This is a genomic window from Nocardioides cremeus (genome assembly GCF_030518195.1).
Lineage (GTDB): Bacteria > Actinomycetota > Actinomycetes > Propionibacteriales > Nocardioidaceae > Nocardioides > Nocardioides cremeus.
This window is the reverse complement of sequence record NZ_JAULSC010000008.1, coordinates 1-13825: the sequence shown is the minus strand read 5'-3', so window position 1 is coordinate 13825 and position 13825 is coordinate 1. Positions and strand designations below refer to the sequence as shown.

Below are 13825 nucleotides of genomic sequence, written 5' to 3'. Positions count from 1 at the left end.
GAACGCCGGCCGTGACCGGGCGCCTGTGGACGGGAGGTGGTCCGTCAGCCCCTCAAGTGCGGGACGTTGCACGCCGTCGACACGGCGAAGGCGTCGGCGCCACCGATGCGTATCCCCAAGAGCTCTGCCAGCGGCCCGACCAGCATCGAGTCGATGTTGGCGGCCAGCGGGGCCAAGGCCTTGTTGGCGAAGGACTGGTCTCCGGTGAGCAGGGCGTTGAGAATGGCGTTGGTCACCGCTGTGAGGTTCGAGAGGCTCAACGGCAGCCCGGTGAGGCTCTCTTTCGCCGTGATCGTGCTGATACTGGCCGTGAGGTTGCTCAGCGGGGCCACGGGGCTGCCCGTCTCCACCGGGGTGGTGTCGTTGGGAGGGATGCTGAGCGTGACTGTCGACGGCGCCCCGGTCGGGGGCGAGCTCAGGGAGACATCGACGACCGCGTCCACGTCGACGCCCAGCAGACCGACCTTGATCGATCCCGACAGCGTCACCTGGGTGCTGAGGGCATAGGTGGTGAGCCCGCTCGAGATCGACACTGCCATCGTGTGCGGGTCGGCGACGGTCCCCTCCCCGCAGTGGACGTCGGGGGGGTCGATGAGCTGCGACTGCGCCAGGCCCAGGTTCACCGACAGGGTCCCCGTGGCCTTGGCCGTCTGGAGGGTGCCCTTGACCAGTCCCAGGTCGAGCTCGTTCTTAAGCTGCACGGTCGGCAGGTTGACGAAGTCGAGGCCGACGTCACCGACGAGTTGACTCGTGCTCGCCCGAGCCTGCTCGGAGTTCGGAGCTCCGCACCCCAGCTTGGCGGGCTCCTGGATGTAGAGCTCACCGGTGAACTGGTTGCCCAGCCCGGGGACGCCGGTCTGGAGCATCGGGATCGCGACGGCATGCGCTCCGTTCGCCACCTGGATCGCCCCGGCGAGAAGGTCCAGCACGTTGAGATCTGTCTCGAGCGCCGCGGAGTCCGTTTGGCCCATGTTGAGGATCTGGCCCAGAGCCACCGCCGGGACCGTGCCTTGGATCTCGACCAGGGCGTCGAGCGCGGAGAGGGCAGCAGCGTAGCCGGACGGCTTTTCGGAGTTCAGGGCAGCGGCCGTCGCGCTGAGCAGGTCGGCGAAGGACGTGGTGGTGGTCAGCAGCGAGGTCGCTGTGCCGACCCGACCCGTCGCGACCAGGTCCGCGACACTGACCCCCACTCCCGCGAGGTTCTGGTAGGACAGGAGCGAGAGGTTGAGCCCCAGGAGGTCATTGAGTGGCGCGAGCAGCGCGGAGTCGCCGCTCTGCATGGCCACGGCCACGGAGCCGAGCTTGTGACAGGCGGTCGTCGAGGACTCGGCGTAGGCGGTGCGGGTGGCCCCACCGCGTCCGTTGGTGAAGGCGAAGCCCACGTCGGCGGAGGCCATGACGCGCACTGCGGTGGGCGGGTCGGCCGACGCGTCGAAGACGCTGCCGTCCCACGTCCCCCACGCCACCGTGACCGTCAGGTTGTCGCCCAGCGTGGTCGAGTTGCGACCCAGGCTCTGGCTCAACGCACTGTCGGGGTCCGAGAGCAGCGTCTCCGGCGCCAACGCGCTGTGGGTGCGCCCGTCGAGCTCGCGCGCGAGGTCGAGGGCCACGACGTCGGCCAGCGCCTGCATGTCGCGGCGCACGACCCGCTGCATGCCGAGGTCGACGGCGAAGGCGCCGACGATCACCAGCAGCGAGACGGTGACGGCGAGGAAGACCGCGACGGCACCCCGCTCGTCGCGGCGGCGGCCGCCGGTCAACTGACCCTCGCGGTCGAGGTGAAGGTGAGGGTGCTGGGTAGCGGGACGAGCGGGATCTTGGGGGTCAGCGGCTTCGAGCCGTAGGGGTAGGTCACTGCCACCTTCACGCACCGGGCGGTGCCGCAGGGCACGATCGTGACCGCGCAGGTCGCGCCCGAGGAGCAGCTGACCCCGTAGCTCTGCAGGGCCTCGTCGACGCTGGCCGTGGCGGCGGCCCGGCGCTGGACGTCCTGCGAGGCGTCGTACGCCGACGCCCACACCGCACCCGAGCGCGCACCCTCGGCCGCGCCCTGGCTGATCGCCTGGCGGAAGCTGAGCATGTAGCCGTAGCTGATGATGCCGAAGACCAGCACCAGCAGCAGCGGCACCACGAGGGCGAACTCGACCGCGGCCGCACCGCGCTCGCGCCCAGGCGCGCGACGAACCCCTCCAGCCATGCTCCCACCCCGTCTTCGACGCGGACTCCCGTTCCGCAGTCCCGAGCCTAGGGAGCCGGCGCGCCGCGAGGGGCCGCACTGGGGGCAGATGGCCCAGATGGACTAGTCATCCTGACCGCTCGACCCCCTCCGGGGCGCTCAGGCCTCGGGCGGCTCGACGTCGGAGGGCTGCAGCTCCTCGACGTTGACGTCCTTGAAGGTCAGCACCTTCACGTTCTTGGCGAAGCGCGCCGGGCGGTACATGTCCCACACCCACGCGTCGCTCATCGAGACCTCGAAGAAGACGTCGCCCTGCTCGGTGCGGGCCTTCACGTCGACCTGGTTGCACAGGTAGAAGCGGCGGTCGGTCTCGACGACGTACTTGAAGATCCCCACCACGTCGCGGTACTCGCGGTAGAGCGTCAGCTCCATCTCGGCCTCGTACTGCTCGAGCTCCTCGGCGCTCACACGTGCTCCTCACTCGACCGGCGGACCTGCTCGCCCACCCCCGCGGTGAGGTGGGCACTGGCATCGTAGACGCGTGCCACCCACCGCGAGCACGACTCCCCCGGGCCAGGGCCCGCCACTGCCCGGGCGCGCGATCATGGACCAGTGGTGGCGCGACATCACGTTCCTGCACTGGCCCGTCGACCCCGCCCGGGTGGCGCCGCTGCTGCCCCGCGGCGTGCGCCCCGACCTGTACGACGGTGCCGCCTGGGTCGGCCTGATCCCGTTCCGGATGGTCGACGCGGGGGTGGGCTCGGGGCACCCGGCGCCGTGGCTGGGCACGTTCCTCGAGACCAACGTGCGGCTCTACTCCACCGACGACCGGGGCCGGCGCGGCGTGGTCTTCTGCTCCCTCGACGCCGACCGCCCGGCCGTGGTCGCCGGCGCCAACGCCGGCTTCGGGGTGCCCTACAAGTGGGCCCGGATGTCGGCCGACCCGGTGGACGGCGGGTGGCGCTACGAGATGCGCCGCCGCACAGGCGGGCGCCCCCGCAGCGTCATCGACGTCGAGGTCGGGGAGCCGGTCGAGCCCGGCCCGCTCGAGCTCTTCCTCACCGCCCGCTTCGGCCTGCACACCTCCGTGCTCGGGCGCACCCTGTGGGTGCCCAACACCCACGGCCCCTGGCCGCTGCACCGCGCCCGGGTGCGCGAGCTGCACGACGAGCTGGTCACCGCCGCCGGCCTGCCCGGCGTCGCGACCAGCGCTCCCGCCTCGGTGCTGCACTCCCCCGGGGTGCGCACCCACTTCGGGATGCCCCAGGCGCTCTGACCGGTCGGCCTACGACGGCAGCCCGGCCGCGCGGCGTACGTTGACGAAGCGCATCCGGTGCACCGGCGAGGGGCCGTGCTCCTCCAGCGCCCGGGTGTGGGTGTCGGTGATGTAGCCCTTGTGCGTCCCGAAGTCGTACGCCGGCCACTCGCGGTCGAGGTCGCGCATCAGGCGGTCGCGGGTCACCTTGGCCAGCACCGAGGCGGCCGAGATGCAGGCGGCGACCCGGTCGCCCTTCCACACGGCGAGCCCGGGCACCCCGAGCCCGTCGACGGGGAACCCGTCGGTGAGCACGTAGTCGGCCGGCACGTCGAGCAGCGCCACGGCCCGGCGCAGCGCCTCGATGTTGGCCACGTGCATGCCGAGGCGGTCGCACTCCTCGTGCGAGAGCACCACCACCGACCAGGCGACCGCGCGCCGCACCACCTGGTCGTAGCAGCGCTCGCGGGCCTTCTCGGTCAACAGCTTGGAGTCGGCCAGGCCGGGCACCACGCCGCCGCGCCCCGGCGGCAGGATGCAGGCGCCGGCCACCAGCGGGCCGGCGCAGGCGCCCCGGCCGGCCTCGTCGACCCCGGCCACGGCCTCGAGGCCGTGGCGGCGCAGGGCTCGCTCGTAGCCGTAGAGCCCGGCGTCGCGCCGGACCGTGGACCCCTTCGGCAGCAACGACATCGTCGACCTGCCTAGGAGGCGTCCGGCACGTCGTCGAACGCGTCGGTGGCCTCGAGCCCGCCGAAGCGGTCGGTGGGCCACAGCAGCAGCCAGACCTTGCCGACCACCAGGTCGGTGGGCACGTACTCGTCGCCCGGCACGCACTCGGTCTCGTCCTCGAGGCACATGTGCACCGTCGAGTCGGCGGAGCGGCCACGGTTGTCGCCCATCACGAAGACGGACCCCTCGGGCACGGGGCCGGCCCTCCAGGCGCAGTTGCCGGTCATCGGGCCGCGGCAGCCGCGCACCCGACGGTCCTCGAGCACGTAGTCGTCCTCGTCGAGCGCGACCCCGTTGACCACGAGCCGCTTCTTGGCGTCGCAGCACACGATGGTGTCGCCCTCGACGCCCACGACGCGCTTGACCAGGAACCCGGTGTCGGGCAGCAGCCCGATGGCCGCCAGGGCCCCGGAGACCGGGTTGGACGGCTCGTCGACCTCGCCCCGGGTCAGCCAGCCGCCCGGGTCCTCGAAGACCACGACGTCACCGCGCTCGACCTCGCCGCCGAACCACCCGGACCACTTCTCGACCAGGATGCGGTCGTCCTCGACGAGGCCGGGCTCCATGGACTCGGAGGGGATGTAGAACGCCTGCACCACGAACGACTTCAGCAGCACCGCGAGCACCACGGCGAGCCCGAGCAGCAGCAGCGACTCCTGCCACACCGGCAGGCCACGACGGCTCTTGTCACGGGCCGCGGCGACGCGCTGGGCCGGGGACGGCACGACCCCGCCGGCCTCGTTCTTCGGGCCTGCGGGGTCGTGGTCGTCGCTGCTCACGCGGCGAGTGTAGAGAAGGGGTCGCGGATCAGGAGTCGCGGCGCTCCTTGATCTTGGCGGCCTTGCCGCGCAGGTTGCGCAGGTAGTAGAGCTTCGCGCGGCGCACGTCACCGCGGGTCACGACCTCGATGGTCTCGAAGATCGGGGAGTGCAGCGGGAAGGTGCGCTCGACGCCGACGCCGAAGGAGACCTTGCGGACGGTGAAGGTGCGGCCGACGCCGGAGCCCTGCACGCGGATGACGACGCCCTGGAAGACCTGCACGCGCGAGCGCGAGCCCTCGATGACCTTCACGTGCACCTTGACGGTGTCACCGGCACGGAAGTGGGGGTTGTCGTCGCGCTTGACGTCGTTGCCGATCTGGGCGACCAGGTTGTTGCTCATGGTGTCTCCTCGCGGGTGCCACAGACCAGCCGCGGAATCAGGTGGTGCAGGAATTGTCGCGGCCCGCCGTCTGCTCCGGTGGCGTGGGCCGCCCTCTGTGGCAGGCGTCCGACGCGGGCCCCCCGTGCGTTCCTCGGGGCTGCCCTCCGGTCCGGCAGGACCAGCGTCGAAGTCTGCCACAGCCGCGCCCGCGGGCCGTAATCAGCCGCGGCCCGGCCGCCGCCGCTGCTTGGTGAGCACCGCGGGCCCCGACGGCCCGTCGAGCACCTCGCGCACCCGGTAGCCCGCCCGCTTGTAGCGGCGCAGGTTGGCCTCGCTGTGCTTGCCCGTCACCAGCCGGTACGCCGCCGCCCCGGGCGGGGCGACCCGCTCGGCGTGCTCGAGCAGCACCCGGCCCAGTCCGCGGCCCTGCAGGTCGGGGGCCACCATCAGCCGGCCGATCTCCCAGGTGGTGTCCTCGAGCCGCCCGCGCACCGAGCCCACCAGGCGACCACCGACCCGCACGACGTAGGTGTCCCACTGCACCAGCGAGGCCGCGGTGTCGGCGACCGACTCGTGCAGCGGGGGGATCGTCAGGTCGCCGTTGACCAGGGCCTCGCCGACCCAGCAGGCCAGGGTCAGCACGTGCAGCTCGGCGGTGTCGCCGGCCGCTGCGGGCACGACCTCCCACTCCCCCGCCACGTGGCTGGCGTGCAGCAGGTCGGGGCGGCGCTCGGCGGTGCGCTCCAGCGACTGCGCGTGGCGCCAGGCCGCGATCGCGGCGTGGTTGCCGCTCAGCAGCACCGGCGGCACCTCGTGGTCGCGCCACGACGCGGGCTTGGTGTAGACGGGGTACTCCAGGAGCCCCTGCTCGTGGGACTCCTCCTCCAGGGAGGCGGCGTTGCCCATGAACCCCGGCAGCAGCCGCACCACGGCCTCGGTCACCGCCAGCGCGGCCACCTCGCCGCCGTTGAGCACGTAGTCGCCCAGCGAGACCTCGACGACCTCCTCGACGTCGTCGCGGCCCCGGGCGTGGTCGAGCACGCGCTGGTCGATGCCCTCGTAGCGCCCGCAGCCGAAGAGCAGCCGGGGACGGGTGGCCAGCTCGCGGGCCATCGCCTGGGTCAGCGGGCGCCCCGCGGGGCTGGGCACCACCACGGTCGCGGGCGAGCCGGGGCCGCCCAGCAGCTCGTCGAGCGCCTCGCCCCACGGCTCGGGTCGCATCACCATGCCGGCGCCACCGCCGTACGGCGTGTCGTCGACGGTGCGGTGCCGGTCGTGGGTCCAGCCGCGCAGGTCGTGCACGTGCAGCTCGACCAGGCCCTTGGCGGCCGCCCTGCCGGGCAGCGAGAGCCCGAGCGGGGCGAGGTAGTCGGGGAAGATCGTCAGGTAGTCCAGGCGCACGGTGCTCGTCCTCGCCGGCTCAGTCGTCGTCGGGCAGCGGCGAGACCAACCCGGGGCGGTCGGCCACCACGACGCGCCCTGCCGCGAGGTCGACCTCGGGCACCAGCGCCGCGACGAAGGGCACCAGGGTGTCGCGCCCGTCGAGGGCCTTGACCCCCAGCAGGTCCTGGGCCCCGTGGACCACCGAGGTGATCGTGCCGAGCGCGGTGCCGTCGGTGTCGACGACCGCGAGCCCCACGAGCTGGTGGTCGTAGAACTCCTCGGGGTCCTCCGGCCTCGCGTCGGCGGGCAGCTGCGCGTGCAGCACGATCCCGCGCGCGGCCTCGGCGGCGTTGCGGTCGGCGAGCTCCTCGAAGGTCACCAGCAGCACCCCCTGGTGCCAGCGGGTGCGGGCCACCTGCAGGCTCCGCCAGGTCGCGGCCGCGCCGCGCGGCGCCTCGGCCTCGAGCACCGCGCCGTCGGCGAAGCGCAGCCCCGGCTCGTCGGTGCGCACGTCGATGGTCACCTCGCCGCGCAGGCCGTGCGGCTTGCCGATCCTGCCCACCACCACGTCGATGGTCTCCACCGCTGTCTCCTGTCGAAATGACGCCGACCCGCCCGAGTGTCCCGGGCGGGTCGGTGTGTGTGTCTGGTGCTGCTCGGTGCTGGATCAGTGCCGGCGGTCGACGTCGACGAAGTCGACGCGCGCCCCACCGCGACCGGCGAGCGCACCGATGACGGTGCGGAACGCCGAGGCGGTCCGACCGCCCCGGCCGATCACCTTGCCGAGGTCGTCGGGGTGGACCCGGACCTCGAGCACCGAACCTCGGCGCAGCTCCTTGTCGCGCACGCTGACGTCGTCAGGGTTGTCGACGATGCCGCGCACCAGGTGCTCCAGCGCCTCTGCGAGCACGGGACTCAGGCCCCGGTCTCGTCAGCGACCTTGTCGGCCGACTTGTCAGCGTCGGCGGTGCCGGGCTCGCTGTCGGCCTTGGACTCGGCGGCCTCGATGGCCGCGCCCTCGTCCTCAGCACCCTCCGGCGACATGCCGGCGGTGACGGGAGCAGGCTCCTCCGCCTTGGCCTCGGCCTTGGCGTCGCTCTTCTTGGCGGCAGTCTTCTTGGTCGTCGCGGCGGCGCCGGACGAGCCGTGCGCCTCCTTGAGGGCCTCGTTGAAGATGTCGAGCTTGTCGCGCTTGGCGTCAGCGGTCTTCAGCGTGCCCTCGGCGCCCGGGAGGCCGTGGTACTTCTGGAAGTCACCGGTGATCTTGAGGATCGCGGCGACGGCGTCGCTGGGCTGCGCGCCGACGGAGAGCCAGTACTGCGCCCGGTCGGAGACGACGTCGATGTACGACGGGTCCTCCTTGGGGTGGTACTTGCCGATCTCCTCGATCACGCGACCGTCGCGCTTCTTGCGCGAGTCGACGACGACGATGCGGTACTGCGGCACCCGGACCTTGCCCAGGCGCTTCAAACGGATCTTGACGGCCACGGTTGTGGTGTCTCCTTGATGTCGTGTGTGGTGAGGACCGGGGCTCCAGGTGGGGACCGGGACTCGATTCCTCGATGGGCTCCACGCGTCCGGTTGAGAGGGGCCGCACGCGCAGGACTCAGCGTGGAATGATGCCAGACCCGAGGGGGTCGGGAGAAATCGCCTGCCGCTCAGGCGACCACGCGGCCGCGCAGCACCACGCAGGCGGGCTCCCACAGCGCCGTCAGGTCCTGGGCCGGGTCCCGGTCGTAGACGACGAAGTCGGCGCTCGCGCCCTCGACCAGCCCCTCGAAGCCCAGCCACTCGCGCGCCTTCCACGACGCCGCGGCGAGCACGTCGGCGGCCGGCATCCCCAGCTGTGCCATCGCCAGCACCTCGCCGGCCAGGTGGCCGTGGCGCTGGGCGCCGCCGCCGTCGCTGCCGACGTAGAGCGCCACGCCGGCCTCGTGCGCCGACATCAGCACCTCGCGGCGCCGGGCGTGCAGCTGGTCCATGGTGCCGGCGTACGCCGGGAACTTCTCGCGGCCCTGGGCGGCGAACTCGGGGAACTTGTCGGTCTGCATCACCGTGGGCACCAGCGCGACCCCGGCGACCGCCATCTGCTCGACCTGCTCGAGGGCGAGCCCGGTGCCGTGCTCGATGCAGTCGATGCCGGCGTCGAGCAGGCCCTGCAGCACGTCGTGGCCGAAGCAGTGCGCGGTCACCTTGGCGCCGTGGCGGTGCGCCACCTCGATGGCCTCGGCGAAGCTCTCCTGCGGGAACGACGGCGCCAGGTCACCGGCGTCGCGGGAGATCCAGTCCCCCACCAGCTTGACCCACCCGTCACCGGCCTGCGCCTCCTGGGCGACGTAGGCCGACAGCTCCTCGGGCTCGACCTCGTGGGCGTAGTTGCGGATGTAGCGGCGGGTGCGCGCGATGTGGCGCCCGGCGCGCACCAGCCGGGGCAGGTCGTCGCGCTCGTGCACCCAGCGGGTGTCGGCCGGCGACCCGCAGTCGCGCAGCAGCAGGGCGCCGGCGTCACGGTCGGCGAGGGCCTGGCCCTCGACCTCGTCGTCGCCCACCGCCCCGTGGTCCTCCATGCCCAGGTGGTTGTGCGCGTCGACCAGGCCGGGCACGATCCAGCCGCGCGCGGCGGTCTCGGCGCCGGGCTGGGGCTCGAAGGTGACCCGGCCGTCGACGACGTACAGGTCGCGGCTCCCACCGTCGGGCAGGACCGGGCCGGAGAACTTCAGCGCGCTCATGCCCGCGAGGCTAAACGGTCCGGGCCGACGGGGCGAGGAGGCTCAGCCGTGCTCGAGCTTGTCGAGCTGGTCGAGCAGCCAGGTCGGGCCCACCACGGTGGCGCCGGTGGCCGAGACGTTGGCGGCCAGGGCACGGTCGGCGGTGACGACCGTGACGGTGCAGCCTCGCTGGCCGGCGCGCTGGGCCTCGGCCAGGATGGTCGCGTCGCCCTCCTTGGGGGCGTGCACGATGCGCACGTGGGCGTCCTTGCCGGGCCGGGCGCCACCGCGGGCACCGCCCTCGAGGACCATCACGATCTCGTCGCCCGGCACGTCGGCCACCAGCAGCGCCTCGTGCAGGCGCCGGGTCGCCGCGGCGCGGTCCTTCCACCAGCCGTCGGGACGGCTGCCGATCACGTTGGCCGAGTCGACCACCACCACGGACCTCACTTGAGGAACTTCGAGAAGTCCTTGGGCAGGTCCAGGTCGGCTGCCGCCTTCTCGTAGTCGACCGGCTCACCGCCCGGTGTGCCGAAGGGGTTGGCCGGCGCGGCCGCCGCCTTCTCCTTGGCCGCCTGCTCCTGCTGCGCGGCCTTCGCGGGGTTGCCCGAGCGCTTGGCGCCCTTGCCCTTCTTCTGCTGCGGCTTGGCCTTGCCCCGCTTGCCGCCACCCATCCCGGGCATCCCCGGCATGCCGGGCATCCCCGGCATCCCGCCGCCGCGGGCCATCTGCATCATCATCTTGCGCGCCTCGAAGAAGCGGTCCACGAGCTGGTTGACGTCGGAGACCTGGCGCCCGCAGCCCTTGGCGATGCGGGCGCGGCGCGAGCCGTCGATCATCTTGGGGTTGGCCCGCTCGGCCGGGGTCATCGACTGGATGATGGCCTGGATGCGGTCGATCTCGCGCTCGTCGAAGTTCTCGAGCTGCTCGCGGAACTGCCCCATGCCGGGCAGCATCCCCATGATCTTCGACATCGAGCCGAGCTTGCGCACCTGCTGCATCTGCTCGAGGAAGTCGTCGAGGGTGAACTCGCCGCCCTGCCCGCTGAGCTTCTGCGCGGCCTTGAGCGCCTGCTCGGAGTCGAAGCTCTTCTCGGCCTGCTCGATCAGGGTCATCACGTCACCCATGTCGAGGATCCGTGAGGCCATGCGGTCGGGGTGGAAGAGGTCGAAGTCGGTCAGCTTCTCGCCGTTGGAGGCGAACATGACCGGCTTGCCCGTGATCGAGGCGATCGACAGGGCGGCGCCACCGCGGGCGTCACCGTCGAGCTTGGTCAGCACCACGCCGTCGTAGCCGACGCCGTCGAGGAAGGACTGCGCCGTGACCACGGCGTCCTGGCCGATCATCGCGTCGACGACGAAGAGCACCTCGTCGGGCGAGACGGCGTCGCGGATGTCGGAGGCCTGCTTCATCAGCTCGGCGTCGATGCCCAGGCGACCGGCGGTGTCGACGATGACCACGTCGTGCAGGGTGCGCTTGGCCTCCTCGATCGAGCCGCGGGCCACCGCCACCGGGTCGCCGACGCCGTTGCCGGGCTCGGGGGCGAAGACGGTCACGCCGACCCGCTCGCCGTTGACCTGCAGCTGCTTGACCGCGTTGGGGCGCTGCAGGTCGGCGGCCACCAGCATCGGGGACTTGCCCTGGTCCTTGAGCCACAGCGCCAGCTTGGCGGCCAGCGTGGTCTTGCCGGCGCCCTGGAGGCCGGCGAGCATGATGACGGTGGGGCCGTTCTTGGCGTAGCGCAGCCGACGGGTCTCGCCGCCCAGGATCGTCACGAGCTCCTCGTTGACGATCTTGATGATCTGCTGGGCGGGGTTCAGCGCACCGCTGACCTCCTCGCCGCGCGCTCGCTCCTTGACCGCGCCGACGAACTCCTTGACCACCGGCAGGGCGACGTCGGCCTCGAGCAGCGCGATGCGGATCTCGCGCGCGGTCGCGTCGATGTCGGCCTCGGACAGTCGACCCTTCCCCCGGAGGTTCTTGAAGGTGTCGGCGAGCCGGTCGGACAGTGTGGCGAACAAGGGCGTCCCTCGGTGAGTCGGCGGAGCGGGGGTAGAGGCTCCAGCCTAACGGGGCTCCACGGTGAGAGCCGCACGGACGGCGTGCGCAGCGTCCGCGGCCCGGGTCTCGGAGAGCGCACCGGCGGCGGCCTCCTGCAGGTAGAAGACGTCGACCGCCTGCGGCCCGAGGGTCTCGACGTGCGCGGAGCGCACCGCCACGTCGAGCTGGGCCAGCGCCGCGCAGACGCGGTGGACGACGCCCGGCTGGTCGGCGGCGCGCACCTCGAGCACGGTGGCCGAGCGCGAGGCGTCGGGGCGCACCTCCACGGTCGGGGCCAGCGCCCTCGGGTCGGGACGCAGGCGTCCGGCGGGGTCGACCCGGCCCTCGGCGATCGCCTCGTACCGCTCGCGCAGGTAGGGCACGTCGAGACCGGGCTCGGCGACCTCCCAGACCGACACGCTGTAGAGCTCCTGGGCCCAGGCGCGCGCCGAGCGCACGGGGATGCGCTGCAGGGCGAAGAGCCCCGAGAAGTCGGCCAGCAGACCGACCCGGTCGGGGGCGATCGCGGTGACGCGGGTGCCGTCCGGGGTGGGCTCGACACCGAAGTGGACGGCGCCGTTGCGGACCGCCCGGGGGATCTCGACCTCCTCGTCGGCGACGGCCGGCAGGCTGCGCCCGGTGTCGAGGGCGGTGTGCACCCGGCGCGAGAGCTCGGTCACCAGGCCCGCGCGCCAGCTCGACCACGCCTGGGGGGAGGCGGCCTTGGCGTCGGCCTCGGTCAGCGCGGTCAGCAGCGAGAGCGCCTCGGTCGAGCCCACCCGCGAGGCCACCCGCTCGATGGTGGCCGGGTCGTCGTGGTCGCGGGTGGTCGCGGTCTCCGCGAGCAGCAGGTGCCAGCGCACCAGCCCGGCGATGAGGTCGACCGAGGCCGGCTCGAAGCCCATCCGGGTCGCGATCTCGCGGGCGATCGGCTCCCCCGCGACGCTGTGCTCGGTCAGGCTGCCCTTGCCGATGTCGTGCAGCAGCGCGGCGACCATCAGCACGTCGGGCCGGTTGACCTGCCGGATCAGGGAGGACGCCTCGATGCAGGTCTCGACGACGTGGCGGTCGACGGTGAAGCGGTGGATCGCCGAGGCGTGCGGCAGCAGCCGGATGCGTTCCCACTCGGGCAGCAGCCGCGGCAGCGCACCGGTCTCCTCGAGGGTCTCCCAGACCGGCAGCAGCCCGCGTCCCGAGGCCAGCAGCCGCACGAGCTGCTGGCGCGCCTCGGTGGGCCAGGGCTGCGGCAGGTCGGCGACCTCGCGCGCCAGCCGCGCCGCGGTCGGCGGGGCCAGGACGGCGTCCATCTCGGCGGCCGCGGCCGCCGCGCGCAGCAGCAGCACGGGGTCGTCGGCGGGCCGGGCCTTGCGGTCCAGGACGATCTCGCGCCCGGCGAGCGCCACGCCGGGGGCGATCGGGAACAGCGCGGGCTTGCGGGCGGTGCGCACCGAGACCGGCCGTGCGAGGAAGTCGTCGACGCGGCGCCAGCTCAGCCGCGACAGGTGGGTGATGCGCCGGCCCAGGGTGCGCACGTGCACCTGGGCGCTGCGCGCGTCGGTCATGCCCAGCCCGGTGGCCAGCTCGCTCCACGTCTCGGGCGGGATGCGGTCGCTGGCGCGCCCGGCCCCGGCCTGCACGAGGTCACGGACGTCGAGGAGCGCCTGCCGGCCGCGCTCGAGGTCGGTGTGCGGCACGTCGACCAACCAGGTCGCCACCAGGGCGCGCAGCACGGTCGCGTCGCGCAGGCCGCCCTCGGCCTCCTTCACGTCGGGCACCGACATGTGCGCCAGCTCGCCCACCAGCTCGTGGCGGGCGCGCACCAGCTCGCGCAGGGCCGGGAGCCGCTCGCGGGCGTTGCGGCGCCACTGCGCCAGCACCGTGGCGCGCAGCCGCAGGGTCAGGTTGGCGTCGCCGGCCAGGTGCCGCACGTCGAGCAGGCCCAGCGCGACCCGGAGGTCGGCCTCGGCGGCGGCGAGCATCTGGGGCAGCTCGCGCACCGAGTGGTCGATCGTGGTGCCGGAGTCCCAGAGCGGGTACCACAGCCGCTCGGCCACCTCGCCGGACTCGACTCCCTCGTCGAGCACCAGCACGACGTCGAGGTCGGAGTGCGGGGCCAGCTCGCGGCGGCCGTAGCCGCCCACCGCCACCAGCGCCGAGCCGACGTCGGCGCCGCCCGCCTTCTCGTACGCCGCCGCGCACAGCGCGTCGGCCTCGCTCGTGCGCTGCTCCCGCTCGGTGGCCGTCACATCGGTCTCCTGGGGTCGGGGTGAGGGTGGGAGCGGGGCTGGTGGTGGCCCCCGATCATGCCGGACGTGACGACGGCCCGGCCCACCGCAGGGGTGGACCGGGCCGTCGCTGCTCTCACGGGCGCGTCACAGGCACGATGACGGG

The 13825-nt window shown here is 73.0% G+C and carries 15 protein-coding genes; 1 reads left to right on the top strand and 14 read right to left on the bottom strand.

The genetic code is table 11. The features are described from left to right. Positions 1-44: 44 nt before the first annotated feature. From QWJ41_RS09945 to QWJ41_RS09935, 3 genes are all read right to left on the bottom strand, one after another. Positions 45-1760, bottom strand: a complete 1716-nt coding sequence (locus tag QWJ41_RS09945) for a Tad domain-containing protein (protein ID WP_302707810.1) — start codon at positions 1758-1760, stop codon at positions 45-47. Next, entirely contained in the window at positions 1757-2197 is a 441-nt protein-coding gene (locus QWJ41_RS09940; protein ID WP_302707808.1) for a TadE/TadG family type IV pilus assembly protein, read from the bottom strand. Before QWJ41_RS09940 ends, QWJ41_RS09945 begins: the two co-directional genes overlap by 4 nt. Positions 2198-2335: 138 nt before the next feature. Then, on the bottom strand, positions 2336-2644 hold the full coding sequence (locus tag QWJ41_RS09935; RefSeq protein WP_302707807.1) for a DUF2469 domain-containing protein: 309 nt from the start codon (positions 2642-2644) through the stop codon (positions 2336-2338). A gap of 73 nt (positions 2645-2717) precedes the next feature. Here QWJ41_RS09935 and QWJ41_RS09930 point away from each other — a divergent pair, with 73 nt between their 5' ends. Then, the gene (locus QWJ41_RS09930; protein WP_302707805.1) at positions 2718-3452 is read left to right on the top strand and encodes a YqjF family protein; all 735 of its coding nucleotides are present in this window, start codon (positions 2718-2720) and stop codon (positions 3450-3452) included. A 9-nt stretch (positions 3453-3461) separates the two neighbouring features. Here QWJ41_RS09930 and QWJ41_RS09925 read toward each other — a convergent pair whose 3' ends face one another. The 11 genes from QWJ41_RS09925 to QWJ41_RS09875 form a co-directional block, all read right to left on the bottom strand. Then, positions 3462-4121, bottom strand: coding sequence for a ribonuclease HII (locus QWJ41_RS09925; RefSeq protein ID WP_302707804.1), 660 nt, complete (start codon positions 4119-4121; stop codon positions 3462-3464). Between the two features lie 11 nt (positions 4122-4132). Continuing rightward, positions 4133-4939, bottom strand: coding sequence for a signal peptidase I (gene lepB / locus QWJ41_RS09920; RefSeq protein WP_302707802.1), 807 nt, complete (start codon positions 4937-4939; stop codon positions 4133-4135). 28 nt (positions 4940-4967) lie between these two features. Continuing rightward, entirely contained in the window at positions 4968-5321 is a 354-nt protein-coding gene (gene rplS / locus QWJ41_RS09915; protein WP_302707800.1) for a 50S ribosomal protein L19, read from the bottom strand. Between the two features lie 201 nt (positions 5322-5522). Beyond that, on the bottom strand, positions 5523-6704 hold the full coding sequence (gene trmD / locus QWJ41_RS09910) for a tRNA (guanosine(37)-N1)-methyltransferase TrmD (RefSeq protein ID WP_302707799.1): 1182 nt from the start codon (positions 6702-6704) through the stop codon (positions 5523-5525). A 19-nt stretch (positions 6705-6723) separates the two neighbouring features. Beyond that, positions 6724-7269 (bottom strand): ribosome maturation factor RimM, encoded by a 546-nt coding sequence (rimM, locus tag QWJ41_RS09905; RefSeq protein ID WP_302707798.1) that lies wholly within the window; start codon positions 7267-7269, stop codon positions 6724-6726. 84 nt (positions 7270-7353) lie between these two features. After that, positions 7354-7596: an RNA-binding protein gene (locus QWJ41_RS09900; RefSeq protein WP_302707796.1), complete on the bottom strand. Its 243-nt coding sequence runs from the start codon at positions 7594-7596 to the stop codon at positions 7354-7356. Between the two features lie 5 nt (positions 7597-7601). Then, positions 7602-8174, bottom strand: a complete 573-nt coding sequence (gene rpsP / locus QWJ41_RS09895; RefSeq protein ID WP_302707794.1) for a 30S ribosomal protein S16 — start codon at positions 8172-8174, stop codon at positions 7602-7604. Between the two features lie 170 nt (positions 8175-8344). Continuing rightward, positions 8345-9415, bottom strand: a complete 1071-nt coding sequence (locus QWJ41_RS09890; RefSeq protein ID WP_302707793.1) for an amidohydrolase family protein — start codon at positions 9413-9415, stop codon at positions 8345-8347. A 42-nt stretch (positions 9416-9457) separates the two neighbouring features. Then, positions 9458-9844 carry an NYN domain-containing protein gene (locus tag QWJ41_RS09885; protein ID WP_302707791.1) on the bottom strand — a complete coding sequence of 129 codons (387 nt, stop codon included), beginning with the start codon at positions 9842-9844 and terminating at the stop codon, positions 9458-9460. Further along, positions 9841-11415, bottom strand: coding sequence for a signal recognition particle protein (ffh, locus tag QWJ41_RS09880; protein WP_302707789.1), 1575 nt, complete (start codon positions 11413-11415; stop codon positions 9841-9843). Before ffh ends, QWJ41_RS09885 begins: the two co-directional genes overlap by 4 nt. 45 nt (positions 11416-11460) lie before the next feature. After that, positions 11461-13680: a [protein-PII] uridylyltransferase gene (locus QWJ41_RS09875; RefSeq protein WP_302707787.1), complete on the bottom strand. Its 2220-nt coding sequence runs from the start codon at positions 13678-13680 to the stop codon at positions 11461-11463. Positions 13681-13825: the final 145 nt, after the last annotated feature.

Excerpts from the sequence above, each read along its gene's own strand:
- QWJ41_RS09940 (WP_302707808.1), bottom strand. The coding sequence starts at position 2,197 with ATGGCTGGAGGGGTTCGTCGCGCGCCTGGGCGCGAGCGCGGTGCGGCC.
- QWJ41_RS09925 (WP_302707804.1), bottom strand. The coding sequence starts at position 4,121 with ATGTCGTTGCTGCCGAAGGGGTCCACGGTCCGGCGCGACGCCGGGCTC.
- rplS (WP_302707800.1), bottom strand. The coding sequence starts at position 5,321 with ATGAGCAACAACCTGGTCGCCCAGATCGGCAACGACGTCAAGCGCGAC.
- QWJ41_RS09890 (WP_302707793.1), bottom strand. The coding sequence starts at position 9,415 with ATGAGCGCGCTGAAGTTCTCCGGCCCGGTCCTGCCCGACGGTGGGAGC.